Source organism: Nocardia sp. bgisy118, from assembly GCF_057708605.1.
Genome location: NZ_JBYISM010000030.1, coordinates 47,664 through 74,552, shown reverse-complemented (window position 1 = coordinate 74,552; position 26,889 = coordinate 47,664). Strand labels below are relative to the sequence as shown.

Sequence of the window (26,889 nt, the reverse complement as noted above, 5' to 3'; positions counted from 1 at the left end):
GCTCCTCACGCTGTCGCGGCGACCAGCGGCCACATCCGCTCCCGCAACTCGACCACCGCGCCCACCATCGCGAACTGTCCGGTGCGGTTGTACACCCTCGCCAGCTTCCTCGCGACACGGTCCGAAGCGGTCTGCTCGACGACCTGCAACGCAGTGTGACCGATTCGGCAGGCCTCCTCGAGCTCTCCTTCGATGAGCCGTGCCTCGACCATGCCCAACTGATCGAGGGCGGCGCTGCGCCGCCGCCCAGGCCTGCGCGACTCTATCGCCCGCCCGATGTACTCGGCGGCTTCGGACGCGGTCACGCGGTCGCCGTCGCGGCGCGCAATATCCAGCAGCCGGCCGCCGATCGTGCCCGCCAGCTCGGCACTGTCGAAGTAGCGAATCCAGTCCGGATCTATCGAATGGTCGGAGTCGGCGAACGCCGCATGCGCCCTGTCGCAGGTGCTGTGGAATGCAGTCGGGCGGCCGAGCTGCCCGTACGCCCAGGCCTCCCGCGTGAACAGCATCGCCTCGGTCGTCGGGGTGAGGTGCCCGCCCGCGTAGTCCTGCGCCAGGCGGACCAGTTCGAGAGCGTCTGCGGGCTGCTTCAGCGACAAGAGCTGCCGCACCATCCCGGCTAACACGACCGCCGCGAACGCGCGATCGTCGGCCTCCCGTGCGGCACGCACCGCCAGCGCGTAGTAGCGCTGTGCCAGCCGCTGATGCCCGGAGTCCCAAGACATCATCGCCGCGGTCTCGGCCAGCTGTGCCATCGTGGCCGCGAGTTCGCGGCGGATTTCCGGCGGATGCGACTCGGTGAGTAGTTCGTTCACCTCGGCCAGCTGCCCGACAACAGCTTTGCGGCGCAGGCCGCCGCCGTGCTGGTCGTCCCATGCCCGGAATACGCGCGCCGCGTTGCGCAACTCCTCGACCTCTTGCATACCGATACCAGGACGGGCGCGCCCTGGCACCTTCAGCGTGTCCGGTGCGCTGCGCAGCCACCGCTCCAGCGGTTCGAGCAGCGGCGCACCGGCGACTACGCCGAGTAGCACGCGGCTGATCATGCGGCGATCAATCATCAGGTCCTCTCGGGTCAGATCGGCGGCGACCACCGTTGCCTCAGCCGTCCACATATCGGGAGGCCACTGCGCCACTACCGCATCCGTGCTTGCCGGGTTGATGTTCTCGGTGAACCGTTCACGCTGTTCGGGGGTGGCCCGCGCGAGCAGCGTGTCCATGATGCTCGCGGAACTCGCGTTGAGTACGGTGTCGCCTTCTGCCCGCCACTTCTTCACGGTGGAAAGCCCTACGCCCGACTTCTGTGCGAACCGTCGTTGCGTGAGCCCAAGGGCATCGCGCAGAGCCGTCACCTGCGCGCCGGTCCATGCAATCTGCATACCCAACTGTGACTCCCTCGACCACGCCGAATGAACCCGAAGTAGACCGGAGTAGACCGCGAATTGGACCAGGGTAGCCCGCAATGTCGCTCTAGCAGGGGCGATCACGGGGGATGGTTCCAGAGCACACCGGTGCCGGACCGCAGGCGTTTCCTCTATCTCGTCTCGGATACGTGAACCGGCCGCACGGGACGTCGTGTAGGGCTCATGGCTCGGCGCGGTCGGACCGGTGCCGGTGTGCCCTAACCATCGCAGGGGAGAGGCACGAAATGTCGTCGCTGATGAACCGCATACAGCAGTGGGAAACCGAACACGGGGACTGCGCAAGTCCGCCGATCGTCATGGACCGCGAGCGCGCTGCGCTGGTGCTGTCGCAGCACGCCGAGCACGGCCCGCGCTGCCGCCAGTATCTGGCCGCGCTCTCCCGCGTCTCGACGATTTTGGGCTGAGCGGCAATGTCGGAGGACATCGTTCGGGCGGCCGGTTACGGTTCCCGGCCGACGCTTCCTGGATGGCGTGAGCTTTCGGCCGCGTTCCGCGGCGCCGCCGGACATCAGCCCGGCGACCACCTCGTGCTGCGGTGGGCACACGCACTGGCTCATCTGCACCGGACCCGAATCATCGACCCCGCCACACAAACCCGGATCGACGGCCGTCGCGGCGCACTGTGCACTCTGATCGATGACTGGGTGGCCGTGCACATCCAACCGCGCCAACCCTGGTCGCAGGCGACCGGCTACGGCCGGGCGGTCGACGGCATGGCCGCCGCACACGTCGCCGCCGAACTCGTCCTCGGCGCCGAACACACCGCCGACGAACTCCACCGAGCGTGGTCGCACGTCGGCTACCTCGCCACCCGCTGGGCTGATCTCGTGACCGAGGCCGTCGATGGCCAGCGCACGAGGCAGCCCCGGCCGCCGGTTCGCGACCTCATCCCGGAGACCCCGAAATGACTCTGCTCCAACACGATCCCCTCGTCCTGATCGCCCTGGCCGTCATGATCGCCGCGATCCTCGCCGTTGGCCTCCGCACCGAGGACGAACCGCCGAGACCGAAGGTGCAGCAGATCCAGGACCGCCTCGTCCGCCAGGGCTATCGCATCACGCCCGGCCGGGAGCCTGGCGCACACCGCGCATCCACTTCGGCCGTTCGATGCCCGCCGTCGAACGGAAGGAACCGCTGATGCAGCCGAGCACCTACAACTCGAAACCGTTGCCGGTCCACACTCCGCGCAACAGGCCATCCTTCGCGAAGACGTGCGCGAGGGCGAATACCGCAATGCGCGGGAGCGATCCGGCGCGGTACCGAACTCGATCAGGAGCCGGGTCGATCGGGTATCGGCTGGTCGGGCACGGGCTGATCGTTCCCGGCGCGGCGGTGCCAGCGGGAGCGGGCGAGGTCGTGGGCGGCTCGAAGTAGGTCGAGGACCGCTGGTTCCGTCCGCGGGCCCGGATTCACCGCGGCAAGCCACCCCTGGCCGCCGTAGACCGGGTGCGCCATGACGATGTCGGTGGCGCTTGGGTCCGTGTCCTCCGGGGCGGGGTCGCGGGGTGTGCGGCCGGTCCAGTTCTGGAAGGCGTCCTTTCCGGCGAAGAAGTTCACGCGGAAGGTGTCGGGGCGGCTCAGGCGCGAGGTCTCGTCGCCGGGGTAGTCCTTCGTCAGGATCGTGGCGAAGGGCTGCGTTCGCGGGACGACGCCGTCGGGTGCGAAATAGAAGAACGCGTCGCCCCAGCTTATTTCGGGGGAGCCGTCGCCGGGTTGCGGCTTCAATGTCAGGACTCCGTCGAGTCCCGCGACGAATTCGATGATCTCGTCCATCTCCATGTGTTCTAGCGTTTCATTCATGTGCTTGTGGAGACTTCGGTCCGGGACCGCCGAGTTGCCGACGTGACAAGTCGCAAATCGCCTGGACTGCGCACGGTCGATGTCGCCAGACGGGTGGGGTGCTCCGTCCAGCAGGTGCGCAACCTGGAACGCGACGGCGTCCTGCCTCCGGCGACACGCACCGCCGCCGGTTACCGGACCTACACGGAATCGCACCTGCATTCCGCGGTGGCCTATCGCGCCTTCGCGGTGGGCGCGGGCCCGGTGGAGGCCAAGCGAATCATGCGCGCCGCGCACGCCTACCCGGGCTCGGCCCTGCTCGCGCTCCTGGACGCCGCGCATGCCCGGCTCGACACCGAGCGCCGGGAACTGGAGCTGGCCAAGCGGGCGGCGGGTGCGATCACCGTCGAGCCGATGGACGACGTCCGGCCTGCCGATTCGATGAGCGTCGCCGAGCTCGCCGGTGCGCTCGGCGTGCGGCCGTCGGCGTTGCGGCACTGGGAATCCGAGGGACTCCTCGCGCCGCGTCGCGGCAGTCCGCGCGGGGCGCGCGAGTACACGCCGAGCGATGTCCGAGACGCGCGGATCGTCAACCAACTGCGGCGGGCTGGTTACCGGATCGGCCCGTTGCGCGCCCTGATGCCGGAACTGCGCCGCGCGAACAGATGGCACGAGATCTCATCCGTGCTGGCCGCGCGAGACGCGAGCATCGATGCCCGCTCGCGCGCCCTGCTGGACGGCACCGCCGCGCTCGGCATGGTGCTCGCGTCGACGTGATCGTTCCTCAGACCGTGCCTGGCACAGACGGCCCGGGGCGCGCGAGGCCGTCGACGCACAGACGATGCTGATCGATGACAGTGCGTGCCAGAGGATTTCGATGCCGATACCGAGGGGATGGTTCAGTCCGTGATCTCGCGGACCTGTTCCTCGTACTTCGCCCGCACGCCGGCGTCGGCGGGATTCAGCGCACGGTTGCCGTCGAAGAGTTTGCGAACCAACTGGACAGCGCGTTCCGGCGCGGCGGCCAGGGCGATGTCGAGAGGACCGAGGTAATTCGGCACGGCCACTTCGGCTTTGCGCGTCTGGAGGGTCTGGACGATGGCGGCGGCGACGTCTTCCGGGTCGACGGTGGGCATCCCGCGCCCCAGGGTCAGGCCCGAGGACAGCCTGGTGCGCACCGCGGAGGGCAGCACACAGCTGACGCTCACGCCTTGCTCGGCGAACTCCAAACGCGTTGCGGCCGAGAGGCCGACGGCGGCGAACTTGCTGGCGTTGTAGACGGCCAGGCCGGGAATCGGGAGCTTGCCCGCCAGGGAGGCGACGTTCACGATGTGTCCGCGCCCGCGCGCGATCATCCCCGGCGCCACCGCGCGCATTCCGTGGATCAGACCCCAGACATTGATGTCGATGGTGGCGCGGCCGACCGCGTCGGGCTCGTCGAGGAACGCGCCCGCCGGCATCACGCCCGCGTTGTTGACCAGGATGTCGACGCGACCGAGCTCGGCGACGGCCTTGTCCCACTGGTCGCGGACGCGTACGTCGAGCTCGAAGGCGCGGGCGCCGATGGCCGCTGCTGCGGCTTCGGCTGCCGCGGTGTCGACGTCGGCGATGGCCACCTCGGCTCCGGCGTCGGCGAAGATCTGGGCGGTGGACCGGCCGATGCCGCGCCCGGCGCCGGTGATCAGCACCCGGGCGTCCCGCACATCGATGGCTGGATATCCGTGACCGAGAATTCTCATGCGAACGCTCCTTGTTCGAGGGCGCGGCGAGTGCTGCGCAGACTGTGCCGGAAGGTGTCGAGACGGCGGCGGCCGTCCATGAAGTTGGGGCCCATCACCGCGAGGTCCTCGGCGGTCGCGCCGAGCAGCAGCACCCGGGTGCCCCCGGCGCGCAGTTCGGCGATCTCCGCGGCGAGCTGGGCGCTCATCCGGTCGCGCAGCTGACGTTCCAGGAAATGGCCGGGACCGGTGGCGGGCACTCGCGCCGCGGAGGCCATCGGTGCGAGCACCACGACCTCATCCAAGCCCTGCCCGGTGAGCAGATCCACCGACGCGGTAGATCCGGCGCCACCGTCGACGAACCGGCGTCCGGCGATCGAGACCGGCGGCAGCCAGCCGGGGATAGCCCAGGACGCGCGCAGCGCCGCCCCGAGTGTGGCATCGGGCGCGTCCGGCGCGCCGAACGGAACCCGTTGTCCCGTGGCGTAATCCATGGCGACCAGCCACGTCGCGGGGTGTGGCGTCCAGTCGCGGCCCGGGTTGAGCCGCTCGGCGAGCCGCTGCAACCAGCCGGCGTCGCCGCCGCCGATCGGCAGCAGGCCGCTGCCCGCGGTGAGCAGCCGCTGCGCCGAACCCGCCGCGCGCAGACTCAGCCGCGGTGCGCCGAGGCGGGGGCGGGGCAGCGGCGGGAATCGTCCCGGCGCGTCGCGCATGTGCTCGAGCAGGATCGGGTTCGTGCTCCGGCCTTCCTGCATGGCGACCAGTTCCTCGACGCCGATGCCGCTGCCGAGCATGGCCACCAGCTCCGCGCCCGCCGACGTGCCGATCAGGACGTCGGCCTCGCGCGGATCCCAGTCGAGCGCGTCGCGCACGGCGGCCAGTGCGGCGACGATCCAGGCGGCGCCGACCGTGCCTCCGCACCCGATGGCCAGGCCACGTCGCTGTGTCCCGTTGTTGTTACCCATGGTTTCGCACACTAGCAGAATCCAAATTCTCTCGGTATCCGAAATCTCACGGTACGTAGAATCGCCGCATGGCACGACTGACCCGCTCCGAGAGTCAGGCCCGCACCAGGGCCGATCTGGTCGCGACGGCGCGCGATCTCTTCCTCGCCGACGGCTACGCGAAGACCTCGATGGAGCGGGTCGCGGAGGAGGCCGGCTACTCCAAGGGCGCGGTCTACTCCAACTTCCGCACCAAGAAGGAGCTGTGCCTCGAGGTGCTCGAGCACATCCACGCCACCAAGTTCGGCGAGGTCGCCGAACTCGTCGCCGCGGACGAGAGCCTGGACGACCGGCTCACGCGACTTCAGGACTGGGCCGAACGCACCCTCGGCGACGTCGGCTGGACCATGCTCGAGTTCGAATTCGCCACGCTCTCCCGCGACGATCCCGAGTTGCGGGCCGCGCTGGTGTCCAGCCTCGACGCCGTGCGCGGCGCGGTGGCCGCGCAGTTGCAGACCCTGGCGGACAGTCTCGGGTTGGTCCTGCCGATGCCCGCCGAGGACGCCGCGGCCACGGTGCTCAGCCTCGGTCTCGGGCTCGGCATTCAGCGCGCCATCGACCCGTCCCTGTCGGCCCGGTTGATCACCGACGCGGTGCGGCTGCTGCTGAGCGTCGCCGAACGGTCGACGCCCGTGCGCGCCGCCGAATGAGTACTCGCCACGTTCACGGCGGGAAGTGCAGGGTCCACTCGCCGCGATAGTGCAGCCGGGTGACGCTGCCCGGCGGAATGTCGATCCGCCAGAACGATTTCGGCGGGGCGTCCAGGGTCACCAGCAGCGCCGCGCGGATCACCGCGGGGTGGGTCACGGCGACGGTGGACATGCCCGCGGACGCGATCTCGGCCATCCAGTACCTGGTCCGCTCGATCACGTCGGTCACCGATTCCCCGCCGTGCCCGCGGAACTGCGGGTTGGTCAGCCAGGCGTAGAGCTCGTCCTGCGGCACCGACATCAGCTCGCCGCCGCGCCACGCGCCCGCGTCCAGGTCACGCAGCCGGTCGTCCTCCTCGCCGGGCAGGCCGAGCAGGGCAGCGGTCTCGACGGTGCGACGCTCCGGTCCGGTGAGCACTCGCGGCGCGGTCAGCGGCGTGCAGGCGGCGATGGCGCGGCGGCCCGCCTCGGTGAGAGATTCGTCGACTGGAAAGCGTGCCTTTCGCATCGCCTCGGTCATGCCATGGCTGACCAGGTCGAGTCTGAGCACCTTCTGCACGGTGGAAGCGTATTACCCGCCGCCCGCGAGCGGGCCCTTATCCCTCGCTAGGTGGCTCGACGGGTGCCACCTAGTAGCGCGCGGTTTGCCTTCCGGGCGCGCGTCAGATCTGTCCTCGCTCCGGTGTGGTGAGGCCGAGGGTGGCTGCGACGTATCGCCACAGCAGCGCGGTGGCCGTCTCCGTGGACACGCGTGGCACGGTTCGTAGCTGCTGCGCCAGTGCGTGACGCAGTCCGCCGATGATGTAGGCGCCCGCGCTGTCGGGGTCGATGTCGGCGTCGAGTTGGCCGAGTTGCTGGCCGCGCCGGATGTTGCGTGCCGTGGCGTCACTGACGCGCTGGATCAGCAGAGGTTCCAGTTCGGCAATCTGCGGATCGGGGGCCGCGCGATTCAGGAAGATCTCGGCCAGCGGATCGGCGAAGTGGTAGTCGACGATCCGGCGCGTGCGTTCGCGCTCCCGTGCGCTCCAGTCGGACTCGTCCGGCAGTCCCTCATCGGACAAGAGCTCGTCGAGACCGTCGTAGAACGCCGTGTAGATCGCCGTGACCAGTCCGGCCTTGGACCCGAAATGGTGGTAGAGAGCGCCGCTCGTGACCCCGGCTCGCCGGGTGACCGAGGCGAGGTCGAGGTTGCCGTTCCCGGCTACGAGCTCGGCCCTAGCCGCGGTGAGGAGCTGTTGACGTCCCAGTGGTGCGCGTGCCATGGTTTTAGCGTAACACAACTACGTTATGTTTGGGAGACGTAATGACCCATGTGGTCTTCAACCAGGTTCCCCCGCTGACCGGCCACAATCCGGCCGACGATCCGGCTCTGCTGGAAGGTCTGCACCGGGACGGGGGCGGCGAGGCCGAGGCCGAGGTTCGGGAGGTCGGCGCCATGGCCGCCTCGGAACGGGTCCAGGCGTGGGCGCGGCAGGCCAACGCTCATCCACCAGTCCTGCGCACCCACGATCGGTATGGGCACCGCATCGACGAGGTCGAGTTCGACCCCGCCTGGCACGAGGTGATGGCTCGCGCGGTCGGCCACGGGCTGCACGGATCGGCCTGGGACGACGACCGGCCCTACGCACATCTCGCTCGGGCGGCGAAGCTGTACGTCTGGCCGACGGAGGCCGGTCACATCTGCCCGATATCGATGACCTATGCCAGCGTGGCCGCGCTGCGGCACAGCCCCGCCCTGGCGAGTTCCTATGAGCCGCTTCTGGTCTCGCGGTCTTATGATTTCGGGCTTCGACCGCCGCTCACCAAGGCGGGCCTGATCGCGGGTATGTCGATGACCGAGAAGCAGGGAGGCTCGGATCTGCGCGCCGTCACCACTCGTGCCGTCCCGCAGCCCGACGGCTCCTATCTGGTCACCGGACACAAATGGTTCACCTCGGCGCCGATGAGCGACATCTTCCTGCTCTTGGCCCAGGCGCCCGGCGGGCTGTCGTGCTTCCTGCTCCCGCGGGTCCTACCCGACGGCACCCGCAACCGCATGCACTTGCAGCGGCTCAAGGACAAACTCGGCAACCACTCCAACGCCTCCGCCGAGGTCGAGTACGACGAAGCGACGGCCTGGTTGGTTGGGGAGGAAGGCCGCGGTGTGCCGACGATTCTCCAAATGGTCAACCTGACCCGATTGGACTGTGTGATCGGCGCCGCCTCGGGCATGCGCGCCGGCCTCACTCGAGCTATCCACCACACCGCTCACCGCCGTGCGTTCGGCCGCCAGCTCATCGACCAGCCGCTCATGCGCAACGTCCTGGCGGATCTGGCCGTCGAGGCCGAGGCTGCCACCACCTTGATGACCAGGCTCGCGGCCGCGACCGACCGGGCGAAGAACGGCGACGAGGCCGAGGACCACTTCCAACGGCTCACGCTCGCCGTGTCGAAATACTGGCTGTGCAAGCGTTGGCCGGCGCATATCGCCGAAGCCCTCGAATGCCTCGGCGGCAACGGCTATGTCGAGGAATCGGGGATGCCCATGCTCTACCGTGAAGCTCCGGTGCTGGGGATCTGGGAAGGCTCCGGCAACGTCGCGGCGCTCGACGTGCTGCGCGCCATGGCCAAACAGCCGGAGACGGTCGCCGCTTTCCTCGCCGAGGTCGACAAAGCCGCCGGCGCCGACCGGAACCTCGATGCTGCCGCCGATCGTCTGCGTACCGAACTCGGCGCCCTGCTCACCACCGACGATCTGGACGGCGTCCAAGCCGGAGCCCGGCGCCTCGTCGAAACCATGGCCCTCACCCTGCAGGGCTCGCTCCTGGTCAGGCACGGACACCCAGCGGTGGCGGATGCGTTCTGCGCCACCCGCTTGCACCGCGACTGGGGAACCGCCTACGGAACTCTGCCACCAGCCCTCGACACCACCCCGATCATCGAGCGGGCCCTCCCCAAAGTCATCTAGTCGATGTGGCCATGCTTTCGGGTTCGTCCGAGAGGTTGTAGGCGGCGTTGATGCCTTCCTCGACCCGGCTCGACGGCGACTGCGTCTCCGAGCGGCCGGTTGCCGCCGCGCGGCCGGGTGCCTGTCGGTGGCGGGGTGCAGACTGATCGCATGGCCACCTTCTCCACCGCCATGTTCTCCCGCGCGACCCAGGAATGGTTCGACGGCGCCTTCCCCGCGCCGACCTCGGCCCAGCTCGGCGCGTGGCAGGCCATCGCGGCCGGAGAACACACCCTGGTGGTCGCGCCGACGGGCTCGGGCAAGACACTCTCGGCGTTTCTGTGGGCGATCGACGAACTGGCCGCGCGGGAGCGCCGGGACCGCGAGGCGGCCCAGCGCCGGACGCGCCGTCAAGGTGGCGAGACCGGAGACGGCAAGGTCGAGCACGCGGGCACCACGGTGCTGTACGTGTCGCCGCTGAAGGCGCTCGCGGTGGACGTGGAGCGCAACCTGCGCGCGCCGCTGGTCGGCGTCACCCAGACCGCCAAACGGCTCGGTCTCGACCCGCCCGACATCACCGTCGGCGTGCGCTCGGGCGACACCAGCGCCGCTGACCGGCGCGCGATGCAGCGCACGCCGCCCGACATCCTGATCACCACGCCGGAGTCGCTGTTCCTCATGCTCACCTCCGCGGCGCGCGAGACCCTGCGCACCGTGCGGACGGTGATCGTGGACGAGGTGCACGCCATCGCCGGTTCCAAGCGCGGCTCGCACCTGGCGCTGTCGCTGGCCCGGCTGGATCTGATGACCGAGCGGCCCGCCCAGCGCATCGGACTCTCGGCCACCGTGCGCCCGCCGGAGGAGGTGGGCCGGTTCCTCGTGGGCAACGCGCCGATCACCATCGTGTCCCCGCCCGCCCCCAAGACCTTCGACCTGTCGGTGCGGGTGCCGGTGGCGGACATGACCGAGCCCGGAGAATCCGATCAGCCGGGCTCGATCTGGCCGCACGTGGACGAGGCCATCGTCGATCTGGTCCTGGACCACAACTCCTCGATCGTGTTCGCGAATTCGCGCAGGCTGGCCGAACGGCTCACGGCCCGGCTCAACGAGGCCTACGCGGCCCGGCTCGGTGATCCGATCGACACAGCGCCCGCGCCGCCCGCGCAGCTGGGCGCGTCCACCGAGGTGATCCACGGGGCCGGCCAGCTGCTGGCCCGCGCGCACCACGGATCGGTGAGCAAGGAGCAGCGCGCGCTCATCGAGGACGATCTGAAGAGCGGTCGCCTGCGTTGCGTGGTCGCGACGAGCAGCCTGGAACTCGGTATCGATATGGGCGCGGTCGACCTGGTGGTGCAGGTCGAGGCGCCGCCCTCGGTGGCGAGCGGCTTGCAGCGCATCGGGCGCGCTGGTCATCAGGTCGGCGAGATCTCCCGCGGCGTGCTGTTCCCGAAGCACCGCACCGACGTCATCCACTGCGCCGTCGCCGCGCAGCGGATGGTGACCGGGCAGATCGAGGCGATTCAGATCCCGGCCCACCCGCTCGACATCCTGGCCCAGCAGACGGTCGCGGCCTGCGCGCTCGAACCGATCGACGTGGACGCCTGGTTCGACATCGTGCGCGGGACCGGCAGCTACGCCGGGCTGCCGCGCTCTGCCTACGAGTCGGTGCTCGACCTGCTCTCCGGCCGCTATCCCTCCGACGAATTCGCGGAACTGCGCCCCCGGCTGGTGTGGGATCGCGACGCGGGCACGCTCACCGGCCGCCCCGGCGCGCAGCGGCTGGCGGTGACCTCCGGCGGCGCGATCCCGGACCGCGGCATGTTCGCGGTGTACATGGTGGGCGAACGGAACTCACGGGTCGGCGAACTCGACGAGGAGATGGTCTACGAATCCCGCGTCGGTGACGTGTTCGCCCTCGGCGCGACCAGCTGGCGCATCGAGGAGATCACCTTCGACCGGGTCATGGTGACGCCCGCCTTCGGACAGCCGGGCAGGCTGCCGTTCTGGCACGGTGACGGCCTCGGCAGGCCCGCCGAATTGGGCGCGGCGCTGGGCGAATTCATCCGCAATGCGGGTCGGGAATCCGCCCAGGCGCTCACCAGACCGGTCGCCCCGACGGCCGCCGCCGAGGGACCGTCCGCATCCCGGAAGGGCACGTCCCGGCGCGCCGAACGTGGGAAAGGCGGCGCCGCAGGCGATTCCGCACCGAATGTGGAGACCGACGGCCTCGGCCGCCTCGCCCGCGCCGCCGGACTCGACGACAACGCCACCGCGAATCTCGTCACTCTGCTGGAGGATCAGCGCACCGCCACCGGTCAGCTGCCCACCGACCGGACGCTGATCGTCGAGCGGTTCCGCGACGAACTGGGCGACTGGCGGCTGGTGCTGCATTCGCCGTACGGTCTGCCGGTGCACGCGCCGTGGGCGCTCGCGGTCGGCTCCCGGCTGCGCGAAAGGTTCGGCGTGGACGCCGCGCCGACCGCCTCCGACGACGGCATCGTGGTGCGGCTGCCGGACACCACCGACGATCCGCCCGGCGCGGAGCTGTTCGTCTTCGAACAGGACGAGATCGACGACATCGTCACCGAACAGGTCGGCGGCTCCGCGCTTTTCGCGTCCCGGTTTCGCGAATGCGCGGCGCGGGCGCTGCTGCTGCCACGGCGCGATCCGGGCAAACGCGCCCCGCTGTGGCAGCAGCGGCAGCGCTCGGCGCAGCTGCTGGACGTGGCGCGCAAGTTCCCCGACTTCCCGATCCTGTTGGAGACGGTGCGCGAATGCCTGCGCGACGTCTACGATCTGCCGAACCTGCGGGATCTGCTCGGCCGGGTCGCGCGCAGGCAGGTGCGACTGGTCGAGGTGGAGACCGCGACGCCCTCGCCGTTCGCGGGCGCGCTGCTGTTCGACTACATCGGCCAGTTCATGTACGAGGGTGACAGTCCGCTGGCCGAGCGAAGGGCCGCCGCGCTCTCGCTGGATTCCGGGTTGCTCGCCGAGCTGCTGGGCCGCGTCGAACTGCGTGAGCTGCTCGACCCGGTGGTGCTGGCGCAGACCGAGCGTGAACTGCAACGGCTCACGCCGGAACGCCGCGCGCGCGACGCCGAGGGCCTCGCGGACCTGCTGCGCTTGCTCGGGCCGCTGACCCCGGAAGAGGCGGCGTTGCGCTGTGTCGGTGCGGTGCGGCTGCAGGGTGTCGACGGTGCGCTGCCGCATGCTGCCGGTGATGTGCAGCTGCGCGGGGTCGATGGTGCGTCAGCGCACGAGGTCGATGATGAGCGGCCGCAGGGTGCCGATGAGGCGGTGCCGAGCCTTGTCGATGACGCGGTGCCCAGCGCCGCCGACGAGGGGGCGGATTCGGGTGCGGTCGACGAACCCGCGGCCGACCCGCGTCCCTGGTTCGGCGAACTCGCGAAAGCCCGGCGCGCGCTGGAGGTCTCGTTCGCGGGCCGGACCTGGTGGGTCGCCGTCGAGGACGCCTCCCGCCTGCGCGACGCGCTCGGCGTCCCGCTGCCGATCGGCACTCCCGCCGCGTTCATCGAACCGGTCGCCGACCCGCTCGGCGACCTGGTCGGCCGCTATGCCCGCACGCACGGACCGTTCACCACCGACGCCGTCGCCGCGCGCTTCGGTATCGGCCCCGCCGTCGCCGCTACTGCGTTGCATCGCCTGGTAGCCGAAAAGCGGGCGGTGGAAGGCGAATTCACGCCGGGGGCCAACGGCGCCGAATGGTGCGACACCCAGGTGCTGCGGCGGCTGCGACGGCGGTCGCTCGCCGCGGCGCGGCACGAGGTGGAGCCCGTCGCGACCGCGGCCTTCGGGCGCTTCCTGCCGTCCTGGCAGCATGTCGAGACCGGCGAGCTGCGCGGCGTCGACGGTGTCGCGGCCGTGGTGGAACAGCTTGCCGGAGTGCCCATTCCGGCCTCGGCGTGGGAGTCGCTGATCCTGCCCGCCCGGGTCCGCGATTATTCGCCCGCGATGCTGGACGAGCTGATGGCCACCGGCGAGGTGGTGTGGTCAGGGCACGGCGCCATCACGGCCAAGGACGGGTGGATCGCGCTGCACTTGGCCGAGCAGGCCTCGTTCACGCTGGCGCCGCCGGACGAGATCGAGCTGTCCGAGACACACCTGCGCCTGCTCGACGCGCTCGGCGCGTCCTTGGCGGCGCGGACACAGCTCACCCTAGGAGACACCGCCTCGCCGCTCGATGGTTCCGCGCCGTCGGCGGACGAGCATCCGGCCGGTGCTGCGCTCCGCGCCGATGCCGAGCCCATCCGGCTGCCTCCGGTACTGCACGGCGGCGGCGCGTACTTCTTCCGTCAGCTCTCCGACGCCACCGGCCTGCTGGACGACACGGCGGTGGCCGCGGCCCTGTGGGAGCTGGTGTGGGCGGGGGTGGTCTCCGGCGACACCTTCGCGCCGGTGCGCGCCTTGCTCGCGGGCACCTCGCGCACCACGACCGCGCACCGGACGCCGCGTCGCGCACCACGCGGCCGCGCCTACCTGCCCCGCCCGAGCATGCCGACCCGATCGGGTCCGCCCGCGGTCGCCGGGCGCTGGTCGCTGCTGCCGGAACGCGTCGCCGACAACACGATTCGCGCGCACGCCACGGCGGACATGCTTCTGGAGCGCTACGGCGTGCTGACCAGGGGATCGGTGCAGAACGAGGGCGTGGCGGGCGGTTTCGCGCTGATGTACCGGGTGCTCACCGAATTCGAGGATCGCGGCCGGTGCCGCCGTGGCTATTTCGTCGACTCGCTCGGCGGCGCGCAGTTCTCCACCACCGACGTGGTCGACCGGCTGCGCTCCTTCGACACCGACCGCGCCCGCTCCGGCGATCCGGCGCGGCGGGGCAAGGCGCTGGCGATAGCCGCCTGCGACCCAGCCAATCCGTACGGCGCGGCCCTCGGCTGGCCCAAGGGCGACGGCGACAGCGGCCACCGCCCCGGCCGCAAGGCGGGCGCGCTCGTCGTGCTGGTGGACGGTGACCTCGTGCTCTATCTCGAGCGCGGCGGCAAGACGCTGCTCACCTTCACCGAGGACCCGAACGCGCGCCAGGCCGCCGCCGCGGAACTCGCCGAGCTGGTCCGCCGCCGGAGGGTCGACTCACTGGTGATCGACCGGGTGGACGGAGAATCGGTGCACGGCAACACCTTCGCGGGCTTCCTCGCCGAGGCGGGTTTCTCCGCCACGCCGCGCGGGCTGCGCCTGCGGAGGCAACCGTGACGGCGGGAGAGGTGAATGCCCGAGGGTGACACGGTCTTTCTGACCGCGCATCGGCTGCGGCTCGCGCTCTCCGGAAAGACGCTGGTGCGCAGCGATTTCCGGGTGCCGCGCTATGCGACGGTGGATCTCGTCGGCGATCTGGTGGAAGAGGTCGGCAGCTACGGCAAGCACCTGTTCATCCGCACCACCACCGCCAGCATCCACACCCATCTGAAGATGGAGGGGGAGTGGCGCACTTACTGCGTGGGCGAGCGCTGGACCCGGCCGCGGGTGAGCGCGCGCGTGGTGCTCGGCACCGACGACACCGAGGCCGTCGGCTTCTCGCTCGGCACTGTCGAGGTGCTGCGCCGCGCCGACGAGCACACCGCGACCGATCACCTCGGCCCCGATCTGCTCGGCGCGAATTGGGATGCGGCCGAGGCGGTTCGGCGCTTGGCGCGACATCCCGCGCAACCCGTCGGCCTCGCCCTGCTCGATCAGCGCAATCTGGCGGGCATCGGCAACATCTACCGCAGCGAGGTCTGCTTCCTCCGCAGAGTGCACCCGGCCACCCCGGTCGCCGCGGTGCCGGATCTGCTCGCCCTGGTCAACGAGGCGCACCGGGTGCTCACCGAGGCGGTGCACCGGCCGCCGTGGCGACCGCTGGTCTACGGCCGCCAGCGTCGTCCGTGTCAACGCTGCGGCACCCGGATCGAGGTGCGGCCGCTCGGTGAGACGAACCCGGCCTCGGATCGCATCACGCAGCGCGAGCGCGGCATCTACTATTGCCCTCGCTGCCAACCGGAACCGGCCTGAGGGCGCAGCCCAAGGAAGTTGTTTCGCATTCTCTGTGAGCGTCGGTAGGACACGGCCCCAATCGGTTGCCAATCGGTCTTTACGCCCACAAAACTCCGGAGTAGGGTTCGAGCTCGTTGAACGTATGTGAGCAGCAATTCCGATTGCGCCGCACACTTTTCCGGTCTCGGGGAGAATGCCATGGAACTCACGGCAGGGCAGCGGGCGGCGCTGGAGCTGATCTGCGACACGTTCGCGCCCGGCGACGGTCTCGCGCTGCCGCCCGCCTCCGAGCTCGGCGTCGCCGACGTGGTGGTCCGACTGCTCTCCCGCAATCCGCGTGAGGCCGAACGCAAACAGGTGGCGACGCTCCTCGGCCTGTGGGATTCGCCGGTCCTCGGCCTGCTCGCGGGCATGGGTCCGCGCCGGTTCTCGGCCCGCTCGCAGGCCGACCGCGAACGGCTGCTGCTTCGGCTCGGCGAATCGCGGTTCGGCGCCAAGCGCGCGATCTTCCAGGCGCTCAAGCAAGCCGCGCTGCTGGCGTACTACACCACGCCGGGACCCGACGGCAGCAATCCGCTGTGGAAGGAGATGGGCTACCCCTCCCCGCCAGGCCCGTTGCCCAACGCGCCGAAGCCCGCCCTGCATCCGGTGCGGCCCGAGGCGGGCGCGGCCCTGGACTGCGATGTGGTCGTCGTCGGTTCCGGTGCGGGCGGCGGCGCGGCGGCGGCGGTGCTCGCCGAGGCGGGCCTCGACGTGATCGTGCTGGAGCGCGGCGAGTACTACGACGACGCCGACTTCGGTGCCGGGGAACTCGACGCGCTGCTGCGGTTGTACGCGCCGGGCCCGGCGGCCACCGCGGAAGGCCAGCTCACCCTGGTGGCGGGCACGTGCCTCGGCGGCGGCACGGTGGTCAACTGGAGCACCTCGCTGCGCACACCGGACGAGGTGCGCGCGGAATGGGCGAGCCTGGGCGCCACCCAGTTCGCCGAGGGCGAATACGGCGCCGCCCTCGACGCCGTCGAACAGCGGCTGGGCGTCACCTACGACCGCTCGCCCGGCTCGGCGCGCGACGGGGTGCTCGAGCGCGGGCTCGCGGCGCTGGGCTGGGACGTCGCCCCGCTGCCACGCAACGTCACCGCGGCCTGCGACGCGAGCGTCGAGTGCGGTCGCTGCGGCTACGGCTGCCGGCTCGGCGCGAAGCAGACCGTGACCAAGACCTGGCTGGCCGACGCGGCCGCGCACGGCGCGCGCCTGGTGGTCGGCGCCGACGTCCGCCGCGTCGAGGTCTCCGGCGGCCGCGCCGAGGGCGTCCGCGCGGTCACCGCCGACGGCGCGGAGTTCACGGTGCGCGCCCGCGCCGTGGTGGTCGCCGCGGGAGCCGTCCAGACGCCCGCGCTGCTGCGTCGTTCCGGGTTGCGGAACAAGAACATCGGCGATTACCTGCGGCTGCATCCGGCCTCGGCGGTGTTCGGCGTCTTCGACGAGGAGATCCGGCCGTGGGAGGGCGGGTTGCAGACCCGGATCTCGCGCAGGCACAGCGATCTCGACGAGCACGGCTACGGCGTGATCTACGAGACCGGCCCGCTGCACCCCGGCCTGCTGGTCGGCTTCATGAACTGGCGTGGCGGGGCGGAGCACCGCGCCGCCATGCTGGATCTGGCCCGCACCGCGGCCGTCGGCGTGATCACCCGCGACCGCGACCACGGGCGGGTCACGGTGGACCAGGCGGGTGAGCCCATCGTCCGCTACCGGCTCTCCGAGCGCGACCGCGCCCACCTGCACACCGGAATCGCGGGCGCGGCAAGCATTCTCGAGGCGGCGGGCGCGCGACGCGTCTTCTCCGGCCATCAAGCGGGCGCGACGTACGAGCCCGGCGTCAGCGGCTCGCACGCGGAATTCGTCGCGTCCTGCCTCGCGGCCGGATACGAGCCGGGTCGCTGCGGGATGGGCGCGCTGCACATCATGGGCTCGGCGCGAATGGGCGGCTCGCGCGACATGTCGGCGACCGATCCCGACGGCGCGACCTGGGAGGTGCCCAATATCGTCGTCGCGGACGCGTCCTGCTTCCCGACGGCGTCCGGCGTGAACCCCATGGTGTCGATCGAGGCGATCGCTCTGATGAACGCGAAACGTCTTGCCGCGCGGCTGAGTTGAGCGCGCGGGTCAGAGCGCCTGAATCCCCTTGAGCACGGCGCGCAGCACATCCATGTCCCGCGGACCCGCCTCGGGCGTCGGTTCGGGATCGCGGAAGTTGAGCAGGCCGTCGTCGATGAGGTCGCCGACCAGGATCTTGGTCGAGGTCAACGGCAGGTTCAGCTGCGCGGCCAGCTCGGCGATGGACTGCGGTTCGCGGGCGAGCCGCATGATGTCGGCGTACTCGGGTTCGTTGCGCCGCAGTGTCCGCGATCCGGCGCGTACCACCAGGGTGAGCATGTTCAGCTCGGGGCGGCCGCCGCCCGCGCGCCCGTTGGTGACCGCGTAGAGGCGGACGAGGGGACCGGCCTCCTCGTCGAACCAGGACTCCCGCCGGTCGTTCATGGCCGTCGCGAACCGACCCCGTCGAGCGGTTGCGGACGCGGGTCGACCGAGAGGTGCGCGCCGACGCGCTGCACGGTTTGGTTCATCTCGTAGGCGACCATGCCCATGTTCGCGTTCTCCGCGGTGAGCACGGCCAGGCAGGCATTGTCGCCCGCGGCGGTGATGAACAGCACCGCGCGGTCGAGCTCCACCACCGTCTGGCAGACCCCGCCCGCGTCGAAATGGCTGCCCGCGCTGCGCGCCACGCCGTGCAGGGTGGAGGCCATGGCGCAGAAGCGTTCCGCGTCCGAGCGATTCATCGCCGTGCTGTGGCCGAGGAGCAACCCGTCGGTGGACAGCACGACAGCGTAGCGGACATCGAGCAGCCGTTCGACGAGATCGTCTAGCAGCCAGTCGAGACTACGGGGCTTGGAGGTCGTCACCGGTGCCTTCCTGCGGGTCGGGGTTCGTTGCGGTCGGGTCGTCGACGCGGTTCAGGCGGCCCTGCCGAGTGCCGTTCTCGATGGCCGACATCAGCGTGCGCGCCTCCTCGGCGCTGCGCGGGCGTGCGCCCGCTGTGCCGCCGAGCCGAGCGGCCGGTTCGTCGGAGGCGTCGGAGCGGCGGCGTCGCGGCAGCGCCGGTCGATCGCCCTCGCCGGTCGCGGCGGGTGCGATCTCGACGGGGCTGGGAGCGGCGAGGACAGGGACGGGGGCGAAGCCGTTGAATGTCCCGTTGTTCGCCAACGCGTGCGGTTGCTGGACGGCCTGGTTGCCCCGCACGGGTGGTTCCTGGCCGGTGGCGATCACCGCCGTCGGCACCAACACGATGGCGCGCACTCCGCCGTAGTCGGATTCGGTCAGCCGCACCGAGATACCGTGTCGCACGGCCAGCTTCCCGACCACGAAGAGGCCGAGCCTGGCATCACTGGAGAGCGTGGCGACGCTGAAGTCGGGCGGGGACGCCAGCACGGCGTTGCGTTCGGCCAGTTCGGCTTCCGGCATGCCGAGTCCCTGGTCGATGATCTCGATAGCCACGCCCTTGCCGACCAGCGTGCCGGACACCTCGACCCGCGATTCCGGTGGCGAGAAGGCCGTCGCGTTGTCGGTCAGCTCGGCGATCAGGTGCATCAGGTCGGCCACCGCTGCGCCGGAGACGCGCACGTCGGGCAGCTTGCCGATCTGAATCCTGGTGTAGTCGAGGCTTTCCGCGACCGCGCTGCGCACCACCTCGATCAGCGGCACCGGATTGCGCCAGCGACGGCCGGGCTGCTCGCCGCCGAGGATGACGAGGTTCTCGGCGTTGCGCCGCGCCCTGGTGGCCAGGTGGTCGAGCTGGAAGAGCAGGTCCAGGCGTTCCGGGTCCTCCTCGTGGCGTTCGGCCTTGTCCAGCAGCGCCAGCTGGCGGTGCACCATCACCTGGTTGCGGTGCGCGATGTTGAGGAAGACCGCGGCCACGCCCGCCCGCGTCTTGGCCTCGGCGACCGCGGCCGAGACGGCCGATTGGTGGGCGCGGTTGAACGCGTCGGCCACCTGGCCGATCTCGTCACCGCCGTAGTCGAGGCGCGCGACTTCCCGCGCGTCGACCTCGGCGCCCTCGCCGAGCTGACGGATGGTCTCGGGCAGCCGTTCGTCGGCCAGCTCCAGAGTGTCGCGGCGCAGCCGCTGCATGCGGCCGATGAAGCGGTTGGCCAGCAGCAGGGCGGCGAGGAAGGCGAGCAGTGTCAGCGCGAGCACGCCGAGGCCGCCGTAGAGGGAGTTGCGCGCGATCTGCTCGCCGGTGGCCTCCGCGGTGCGGTGGGCGTCGCGGCTCTGGTCCTCCCACAGCTTCAGCAGCTGCGAGCGCACGGCGGTGGCGGACTGCTGCCATTCGCCGACGCCGAGCGGCAGCGGCGGCGGGATGTCGGCCGTGCGGGTGGTGCGGGAGGTCGACTGCCTGCCGGAACTGTCGCCGGTGGAGTTGTTCGAGGTCGAGGTATTCGGGGCGTCGGAATCGCCGGTCTTGGTGCCCCGCTGGATGATCGCGTCCTCCATCGCGGTCAGCTGCCGCCAGGTGGGACTCGCGGTGATCTCTTGCAGTTGTGCCTGCCGCTTGCCGGTCAGCACGGTGGTCGCGTAGGCGACCTCACCGCGGCCGTCGCCGACGTAGCGGCTGAACTCGGTGAGCTGTTCGGGGGTGAGCTGTTCGGTGATGAGCGCCGCCGTGCCGAGCGCGCTCGCCCGCGACACCGCTTCGGCGGCGCGCAGCGCGTGCACCGCCTTGTACAGCTCGACGGCGATCTCGGCGTCCGGCGCCACCTCGGCGGCCAGCAGCGAGGCCTGCACGATGGTGTCGATGATCTGGCTGAAGGCGAGGAAAACCTGCGCCGACGGCAAGGCGTGCGCGTCGATGCCGCCGCGCAGCGCGGGCAACTGCCGGTAGAGCACGTCGTAGCTGTCGATATCGCCCGCGAGGTCGGGACGCAGTTCGGAGGCGGTATCGCCCAGGGAATCCAGCGTGGCCAGCGCGTCGTCGGAATTCTTGCGTGCGGCAGGCAGGGTGTGGGTCGCGTCGTCGTCGCCCGCCAACAGCAGCAGCGAGGCGCGACGCTCCTCCTGGAACGCCTCGATCATCAGGATCGCCGGGGTGGTCACGGAAGTGGCCATCTCGGCCCAAGACGCCGCATTGCGACCGGTTTTCACCAGGTACGCGGTGGCGCCGATGCCGAGCGCGAGCAGGGCGACGCTCGGAATGAGGACGATCGCCAATAGTCTGGTTCGGACGCCGAGGGGGCGGGACCGCATGCCGGTCGGTAATACGCGTCTGATTCTGCTGCTTATCACCGATGTTCTTGCCTACCTCTGGGCATCGCTGCCCCCGTGCGGAACCGGCTCGTGCCAGGCCGAGAACCGGCATGGTGCCGAGTACCCCGTGTCACCCTAGTCACTGAAAGAACGGCGACGCAATAACTTTCGTCGAGCAAAGAGCAGGGTAATCGGCGATCGCGGAGTTCGGGTAACCACGGGATATATTCGCAAGTGCTACCAATGGGAATGTGGTGGTCACAATGCATTTCGCGGGGTATTTCGGGAAAACTCACGCGTACGCGGATTCGAGCGCTCGCTGCTATGCGGGAGGGAATTCGTGCTTCTCCACCGCCGAATGTTCTGACCGCGAGGCGCGTCGGCACCGGGTTCGCGGCGTCTCCGGGTGGTTCGGGCCGAGGGCGTCGCGAGACCGGCTACCGGAGCCGGTCGGCGTGCCGAGTGGTGATCGAACTCAGCAGGCGTTGCCGGTGGCCGTGCCTTCCGGATGGCGGAGCGGGTGGCCGTGCCTTCTGGATGGCGGATTCGCCGGTGTCCGACGTCGGCCCGACACGCGCGACGGCCGTGATCAGGTGATTTGTCGCAGAGTGTGATAGCGGTCATATCGATCTCGCATCATGCATAGGGGATGCCCAGCAGTGAGCGCTTCAATTGAGCAGATTGCTCAACCTTTGATCCATCTATTGTTCATTCAGCGCTTTGTGGACAGTATGTCGGCACCAAGTGCTCAACGATGCGAAGCGCCCCGATCGGGCGCCGAGCGGATGGGTGGACCGATGACCGAGCTCGCCGACCGCGATCTGATCACCGCGCCGTACGACCTCGCCGACCGCTATCGGGTCGGCTCCGGCGCCGTCGTGCTCACCGGAGTGCAGGCGATCGCGCGACAACTGGTGGAACAGCACGTGCGCGATCTGCGGGCGGGTCTGCGGGTCGGCACCTTCGTCTCCGGTTATCAGGGCAGCCCGCTCGGCGGCGTGGACAAGCTGCTCAACGGAATGCCCACCGTGCTCGCCGAACACGACATCTCCTTCGTGCCGGGCCTCAACGAGGAACTCGCCGCGACCTCGGTGTGGGGGAGCCAGGCGGAATTGCCCGCCGGGAACGCGACGCACGACGGCGTCGTCGGGGTCTGGTACGGAAAGGGACCCGGCCTCGATCGCGCGACCGACGCGTTGCGTCACGCGAATATGTACGGCGCGAATGCGCGCGGCGGCGTGCTGCTGCTGGTCGGCGACGATCCGGCCGCGAAATCCTCGACCGTGCCCGCGGTGAGCGAACGGTCGCTGGCCGCGATGAACATCCCTGTGCTCTTTCCCCGCAACGCGCGCGAGATCATCACCATGGGCCTGCACGGCGTCGCGCTGTCCCGGGCGTCCGGGTGCCTGGTGGCGCTGAAGATCGTCGCCGATGTGGCCGACGGCGCCTGGACGGTGGACGGCTCGGTCGGCGACATCGCCATCACGGTGCCCGAGATCGACTGGGAGGGCAGTCCGTTCACCTATCGGCAGCGGCCGATGGCGGCGCCGACCGACAGCGTCATCGCCGAGGCGGACCTGTACGGGCCGCGCTGGGAACTGGTGAAGGCCTACAGCACCGTCAACGAGCTGGACGTGATCGAGGTGAATCCGGCGCGCGCCAGGGTCGGCGTCGCCGCCACCGGAACCGACTTCGACGCGATGCGCCAGGCCCTGCTCGATCTCGGCGTGGACGACGCCGCGCTGTCGCGGGCAGGCGTCCGATTGCTGCGCATCGGCATGCCGTATCCGATCGCGCCCGAGCGGGTGCGGGAGTTCGCCGACGGGCTGGAGCGGATCGTCGTGGTGGAGGACAAGACCGCGTTCGTCGAGACGCAGATCCGCGAGATCCTCTACGGCCGCGCGGGTGCCCCGGAGATCGTCGGCAAGGCCGATGCCGAGGGTCGCACGCTGTTCAGTCCCAACGGCGAGCTCACCTCGGGTCGCATCGCCGGGCCGCTGCGCCGGGCGCTCGCCGGATATCTGGAGACGAAGAGGCCACTGCCGCAGCCGCTGTCGCTGTCCGTCCTGCCCGCCAAGCGCGCGGCGTACTTCTGTAGCGGTTGCCCGCACAATCGGTCCACCGCGGTGCCGGAGGGCTCGCTGGCCGGTGGCGGCATCGGCTGCCACACCCTGGTGACCATGTCCGGCCGCACCGACAGCGCGGTCACCGGCCTGACTCAGATGGGCGGCGAAGGCGCGCAGTGGATCGGGCAGGCGCCCTTCACCGACGTGGGCCACCTGTTCCAGAACATCGGCGACGGAACCTATTTCCACTCCGGCCAGCTGGCGGTGCAGGCCTGCGTCGCCGCCGGCGTGAACATCACCTTCAAGCTGCTGCACAACGACGTCGTCGCGATGACCGGCGCGCAGGACGCGGAGGGCTCGCTCGGCGTTCCGAAACTCACCCACAAGCTCAGCGTCGAGGGCGTGCGGCGGATCATCGTCTGCGCCGACGAGCCCAAGCGCTACCGAAAGCGCGATCTCGCGCCGGGCACCCTGCTGTGGCACCGCGACCGGCTCGACGAGGCCCAGCGCATGCTGCGCGAGATTCCCGGCGTCACCGTGCTCGTCTACGACCAGCACTGCGCGGCCGACGCCCGCCGCAAGCGCAAGCGCGGCGCGCTGCCGGTGCGCCGGACCAGGGTGATCGTCAACGAGGCGGTCTGCGAGGGCTGCGGCGATTGCGGCGTCAAGAGCAACTGCCTTTCGGTCCAGCCGGTGGACACCGAGTTCGGCCGCAAGACGCGCATCGATCAGACCTCGTGCAACACCGACTACAGCTGCCTGGACGGCGACTGCCCGTCCTTCGTCACCGTCGAGCTGCCCGACCCGGCGAATCGCAAGCGGCGCAAGGAGGTTCGTCGTCCGGAGCCGCCGCGCCTGCCCGAGCTCGCGTTCGAGGCGCCGACGGGCACGCAGAACGTCTTCCTGGCCGGGATCGGCGGCACCGGCATCGTCACCGTGAACCAGGTGCTCGCGACCGCTGCGCTGCGCGCCGGATACGACGTGGCGAGCCTCGATCAGATCGGCCTGAGCCAGAAGGCCGGACCGGTGGTGTCGCACCTGCGCTTCGCGGCGGACGCGCTGGAGCCCGCCAACCGGCTCGCCCCGGCCTCCGCCGACTGCATCCTCGCCTTCGACCTGCTCGCCGCGACCGACGACAAGAACCTGGCCTACGGCTCGCCGACCGCGACCGTCGCGGTGGCCTCGACCAGCAAGACCCCGACCGGCGACATGGTCTACGACAAGTCCGTCGCCTACCCCGACGAGGCCTCGCTGCTGGCCCGGCTGGCGCGGGCGGCCAGGGTGGCGGGTTCCTTCGACGCGCTCGCCGCCGCCGAGGCGCTCTTCGGCACTACCGCGGCCGCCAATTTCCTGCTGGTCGGCGCGGCGTACCAGAGCGGGGGACTGCGGCTGCCCGCGGCGTCGATCGAGGAGGCCATCGAGATCAACGGCGTCGCCGTCGCCGCGAATATCGCCGCCTTCCGTTGGGGCAGGCTGGCGATCGCACGGCCCGCGGAGTTCGCCGCCGCCACCACGCGCAGCAAGCCCGCGGCGGCGCGGGTGACGCCGCCCGCGAACCTGTTCGACGGACTGACCGCGACCGGCGAGACGCGGCGGCTGGTGGAGCTGCGGGCGGCCGAGCTGATCGGATTCCAGAGCGTCGCGGTGGCCCGCGACTACGTAGGCACCGTGCAGCACGTCTGGGAGACCGAACGACGAGTCACCGACCGCACTGAGTTCAGCGAGCAGGTGGCGCGCGGTCTGTACAAGTTCACGGCCTACAAGGACGAGTACGAGGTGGCGCGGCGGCTGACCGACCCGGCGTTCCTGGCCGAGGTCGCCGAGCAGATGCCCGAGGGCGCGAATCTCACCTACCGCCTGCACCCGCCCGCGCTGCGGGCGCTCGGCAGGCAGAAGAAGATCGGCATGGGTCCGCGCAGCCACTTCGCGCTGCGGTTGCTCGCCAAGGGAAAGCGCCTGCGCGGCACCAAGTTCGACCCCTTCGGCTACGCGCATGTGCGCCGCGTCGAGCGAGAACTGCGCGCGCACTACCTCGGCATGGTGACCGACCTGGCCACCACCTTGGACGCAGCGGGCTACGACCGAGCCGTTCGCGCGGCGGGCCTCGCCGAGGTCGTGCGCGGCTACGAGGACGTCAAGCTCGCCAATGTCGCGACCTACGCCGAGCGGCTGCGCGAACTCGGCATCGAGCCGCCAAGGATCTGAGGCTCGTGCCGGCCGCGCCGGTATCACTGCACCAGGCAGGCGCTTCCGACGTTGATGCCGTTGCCCACCTGGATGGTCAGGCTGGTCTCCTCGTAGTCGCCGACGACCAGCTTCGCTGTAAGGACGTGGGCCCCGGTAGAATTCAGGGTCCACGTCGGCGTGACGGTGTCGCCGTTGACGGTCTTGGGCCGCCGGCGCGAAAGTGCGCCCGCAACTTCGATCTTGATGAAATCCGTTGTGCGACACAAGGCGCCGGAAATCGTTCGGCTCCGATCCGAGCCGTCGCGTAGCGGCCCGGGCGGTCGGTCCGCAACCCCTTTCGTGCCGGGAAATACGCCTCGTGAACTGCGATATTCGTGGTCTACTTGTAGCGAACACCGCCGGTCAGCGTTCGCCGCTGCGGCGGGCGGGGACTATCCGGGGGACGGATATCATGGCGCCGATCAAGGTTCTGGTGGTAGGGGACGGGCGATCGTCCGCGCGAGCGCGAAAGGGCATCAGCTTCGCCGGCGGAGTCGATCGCAACCGCGATGCCTTCACCGTCACGGAGTTCGTCTACCTCTTGGAGCACGCTCCGGCACAGGACATTTCGGTGCAGACCGCGCATCGAAGCGACGACCCGAATGCCGCCTTCCCGAACTTCGACTTCCGATCGGAGCGTCTGCGCGACTACGACGTGTTGTGGCTGTTCGGATTCGAGGGCAACAACGATGGCGCCGTGCACGGGACGCCGATCGCCGACGGCGAGGTCGCGGCCGTCTTCGATTTCATGAACGCGGGCGGAGGGGTCTTCGCGACCGGTGACCATTCCGGCATGGGCTCGTTCATGTGCGGCCGGATACCTCGGGTGCGCACCATGCGCAAGTGGTTCGGTGTGGAATATCGGCCCATCGACGCGCCGACGCACGCGCTCGATTGGCGCGGCGAGGTCGTGACGGCGGCCAATTGGCCCGCCAAGTCGGTGCCGGGTGGTCTGGACCGCGCCGACACGCTGGTCTTCAATCCGCGCGGCGGGATCGCCGCGGACGGCACCCTGGTGCGGGACACGGAGTCGCTGTACCAGTTCGACAACCAGTCCGACGACATCGCCCAGACTCTCGTCCTCGACGCACCCGTCCACGACATCCTGCGGCGTGCGGACGGCGCGCCCATCACCCGGTTCCCTGATCACATGCACGAGGGTGAAGTGGTGACGCCGGCCGATCTCGAAGCGGTCGTCGCACCGCGCGACACCCCGGTGCCGGAGTACCCCTCGGCCGACGGTGTGCGACCCGCGCCGCGCGTCATCGCCACCGGGACCGCGACAGCGGGCCACTCGGTCGCCCTCACCGCCGACCCGTGTCTGTCCGCCGATCCGCCCGGCGACCCGGCGCCCTCGGTCGCGATGACCCTCGGCATCCTGTGCGCCTACGACGGTCTTCCGGCGGGGGTGGGCCGGATCGTCACCGACTCCTCGTTCCATCACTACGTCGACGTGAACCTCATCGGTGACCCCTGCGGCTCGACACCCGACCGTCGCCGCGGGTTCGGTGTGCCCTACCACCCACCCGTACCGGGAAGCGTGCTCGCCGATCTCGGGACGTGCTACGTCAACACCGTGCGGTGGCTCGCCGGATCGGGGTAGGAGTCGACGTCGCGCGCCGAGGACAATACGAGAAAGGGTCAGGCCAGAGAGATCGAATCTCTCTGGCCTGAGCCGTTTGTAGCGGGGACAGGATTTGAACCTGCGACCTCTGGGTTATTTGCCAACCGGATTGCGGTCTCTGAGTCACGCCTCGTCCCGTATGCGCTGGTCAGCGGGTCCGGGCGCGAGATCGGCATC

At 70.1% G+C, this 26,889-nt stretch carries 21 protein-coding genes and 1 pseudogene; 12 read left to right on the top strand and 10 right to left on the bottom strand.

Annotation, left to right across the window (positions count from 1 at the left end; genetic code table 11):
* Positions 1–5 precede the first annotated feature (5 nt).
* Positions 6–1,379, bottom strand: coding sequence for a helix-turn-helix domain-containing protein (locus tag AC3EO7_RS29960; protein ID WP_488186299.1), 1,374 nt, complete (start codon positions 1,377–1,379; stop codon positions 6–8).
* Between the two features lie 269 nt (positions 1,380–1,648).
* On the opposite strand from AC3EO7_RS29960, the gene AC3EO7_RS29955 reads away from it, so the two are divergent.
* Genes AC3EO7_RS29955 through AC3EO7_RS29945 form a run of 3 tightly spaced genes read left to right on the top strand, consistent with a single transcriptional unit; the run spans position 1,649 to position 2,562 of the window.
* A complete protein-coding gene (locus AC3EO7_RS29955; RefSeq protein WP_431964415.1) occupies positions 1,649–1,828 on the top strand; it encodes a hypothetical protein in 180 nt (59 codons plus the stop codon).
* A gap of 6 nt (positions 1,829–1,834) precedes the next feature.
* Positions 1,835–2,332 (top strand): DUF4254 domain-containing protein, encoded by a 498-nt coding sequence (locus tag AC3EO7_RS29950; RefSeq protein ID WP_431964417.1) that lies wholly within the window; start codon positions 1,835–1,837, stop codon positions 2,330–2,332.
* Positions 2,329–2,562 (top strand): hypothetical protein, encoded by a 234-nt coding sequence (locus AC3EO7_RS29945; protein ID WP_431964419.1) that lies wholly within the window; start codon positions 2,329–2,331, stop codon positions 2,560–2,562. The genes AC3EO7_RS29950 and AC3EO7_RS29945 overlap by 4 nt, the downstream gene beginning before the upstream one ends.
* A gap of 131 nt (positions 2,563–2,693) precedes the next feature.
* On the opposite strand, the gene AC3EO7_RS29940 is transcribed toward AC3EO7_RS29945, so the two are convergent.
* On the bottom strand, positions 2,694–3,203 hold the full coding sequence (locus AC3EO7_RS29940) for a DUF6194 family protein (RefSeq protein ID WP_431964548.1): 510 nt from the start codon (positions 3,201–3,203) through the stop codon (positions 2,694–2,696).
* 63 nt (positions 3,204–3,266) lie between these two features.
* Here AC3EO7_RS29940 and AC3EO7_RS29935 point away from each other — a divergent pair, with 63 nt between their 5' ends.
* A complete protein-coding gene (locus tag AC3EO7_RS29935) occupies positions 3,267–3,980 on the top strand; it encodes a MerR family transcriptional regulator (RefSeq protein ID WP_435593048.1) in 714 nt (237 codons plus the stop codon).
* Between the two features lie 122 nt (positions 3,981–4,102).
* Here AC3EO7_RS29935 and AC3EO7_RS29930 read toward each other — a convergent pair whose 3' ends face one another.
* A complete protein-coding gene (locus AC3EO7_RS29930) occupies positions 4,103–4,942 on the bottom strand; it encodes an SDR family oxidoreductase (RefSeq protein ID WP_435593047.1) in 840 nt (279 codons plus the stop codon).
* Complete coding sequence (locus tag AC3EO7_RS29925; RefSeq protein WP_435593046.1) at positions 4,939–5,886, bottom strand: patatin-like phospholipase family protein; 948 nt, start codon at positions 5,884–5,886, stop codon at positions 4,939–4,941. Before AC3EO7_RS29925 ends, AC3EO7_RS29930 begins: the two co-directional genes overlap by 4 nt.
* Positions 5,887–5,954: 68 nt before the next feature.
* Between AC3EO7_RS29925 and AC3EO7_RS29920 the strand changes: the two genes are divergently transcribed.
* Positions 5,955–6,575 carry a TetR/AcrR family transcriptional regulator gene (locus tag AC3EO7_RS29920; protein WP_435593045.1) on the top strand — a complete coding sequence of 207 codons (621 nt, stop codon included), beginning with the start codon at positions 5,955–5,957 and terminating at the stop codon, positions 6,573–6,575.
* A 13-nt stretch (positions 6,576–6,588) separates the two neighbouring features.
* Here the strand turns inward: AC3EO7_RS29920 and AC3EO7_RS29915 are convergent, their stop codons facing one another.
* The gene (locus AC3EO7_RS29915; protein ID WP_431964429.1) at positions 6,589–7,134 is read right to left on the bottom strand and encodes a histidine phosphatase family protein; all 546 of its coding nucleotides are present in this window, start codon (positions 7,132–7,134) and stop codon (positions 6,589–6,591) included.
* Positions 7,135–7,237: 103 nt separating this feature from the next.
* A complete protein-coding gene (locus AC3EO7_RS29910) occupies positions 7,238–7,837 on the bottom strand; it encodes a TetR/AcrR family transcriptional regulator (protein WP_431964431.1) in 600 nt (199 codons plus the stop codon).
* 41 nt (positions 7,838–7,878) lie between these two features.
* On the opposite strand from AC3EO7_RS29910, the gene AC3EO7_RS29905 reads away from it, so the two are divergent.
* The 5 genes and pseudogenes from AC3EO7_RS29905 (at position 7,879) to AC3EO7_RS29885 (ending at position 17,652) form a co-directional block, all read left to right on the top strand.
* Positions 7,879–9,522, top strand: coding sequence for an acyl-CoA dehydrogenase family protein (locus tag AC3EO7_RS29905; protein WP_431964433.1), 1,644 nt, complete (start codon positions 7,879–7,881; stop codon positions 9,520–9,522).
* 150 nt (positions 9,523–9,672) lie between these two features.
* Positions 9,673–11,575: pseudogene (locus tag AC3EO7_RS29900) on the top strand (DEAD/DEAH box helicase); the annotation flags it as partial.
* Positions 11,576–11,712: 137 nt separating this feature from the next.
* Positions 11,713–14,721 carry an Lhr family ATP-dependent helicase gene (locus AC3EO7_RS29895; RefSeq protein WP_435593071.1) on the top strand — a complete coding sequence of 1,003 codons (3,009 nt, stop codon included), beginning with the start codon at positions 11,713–11,715 and terminating at the stop codon, positions 14,719–14,721.
* 15 nt (positions 14,722–14,736) lie between these two features.
* On the top strand, positions 14,737–15,516 hold the full coding sequence (locus AC3EO7_RS29890; RefSeq protein ID WP_431964435.1) for a DNA-formamidopyrimidine glycosylase family protein: 780 nt from the start codon (positions 14,737–14,739) through the stop codon (positions 15,514–15,516).
* Positions 15,517–15,696: 180 nt separating this feature from the next.
* Complete coding sequence (locus tag AC3EO7_RS29885; RefSeq protein WP_435593044.1) at positions 15,697–17,652, top strand: FAD-dependent oxidoreductase; 1,956 nt, start codon at positions 15,697–15,699, stop codon at positions 17,650–17,652.
* 9 nt (positions 17,653–17,661) lie between these two features.
* Here the strand turns inward: AC3EO7_RS29885 and AC3EO7_RS29880 are convergent, their stop codons facing one another.
* The 3 genes from AC3EO7_RS29880 to AC3EO7_RS29870 are packed head-to-tail and all read right to left on the bottom strand — an operon-like array spanning position 17,662 to position 20,796.
* The gene (locus tag AC3EO7_RS29880; RefSeq protein ID WP_431964439.1) at positions 17,662–18,036 is read right to left on the bottom strand and encodes a DUF742 domain-containing protein; all 375 of its coding nucleotides are present in this window, start codon (positions 18,034–18,036) and stop codon (positions 17,662–17,664) included.
* Positions 18,033–18,458, bottom strand: a complete 426-nt coding sequence (locus AC3EO7_RS29875) for a roadblock/LC7 domain-containing protein (protein ID WP_068061101.1) — start codon at positions 18,456–18,458, stop codon at positions 18,033–18,035. Before AC3EO7_RS29875 ends, AC3EO7_RS29880 begins: the two co-directional genes overlap by 4 nt.
* Positions 18,436–20,796 carry a sensor histidine kinase gene (locus AC3EO7_RS29870; protein ID WP_431964442.1) on the bottom strand — a complete coding sequence of 787 codons (2,361 nt, stop codon included), beginning with the start codon at positions 20,794–20,796 and terminating at the stop codon, positions 18,436–18,438. The genes AC3EO7_RS29875 and AC3EO7_RS29870 overlap by 23 nt, the downstream gene beginning before the upstream one ends.
* Positions 20,797–21,593: 797 nt before the next feature.
* Here AC3EO7_RS29870 and AC3EO7_RS29865 point away from each other — a divergent pair.
* Positions 21,594–25,067 carry an indolepyruvate ferredoxin oxidoreductase family protein gene (locus AC3EO7_RS29865; protein ID WP_435593043.1) on the top strand — a complete coding sequence of 1,158 codons (3,474 nt, stop codon included), beginning with the start codon at positions 21,594–21,596 and terminating at the stop codon, positions 25,065–25,067.
* Positions 25,068–25,090: 23 nt separating this feature from the next.
* On the opposite strand, the gene AC3EO7_RS29860 is transcribed toward AC3EO7_RS29865, so the two are convergent.
* On the bottom strand, positions 25,091–25,315 hold the full coding sequence (locus AC3EO7_RS29860; protein WP_431964446.1) for a hypothetical protein: 225 nt from the start codon (positions 25,313–25,315) through the stop codon (positions 25,091–25,093).
* Between the two features lie 185 nt (positions 25,316–25,500).
* Between AC3EO7_RS29860 and AC3EO7_RS29855 the strand changes: the two genes are divergently transcribed.
* Positions 25,501–26,691 (top strand): hypothetical protein, encoded by a 1,191-nt coding sequence (locus AC3EO7_RS29855; protein WP_431964448.1) that lies wholly within the window; start codon positions 25,501–25,503, stop codon positions 26,689–26,691.
* Positions 26,692–26,889: the final 198 nt, after the last annotated feature.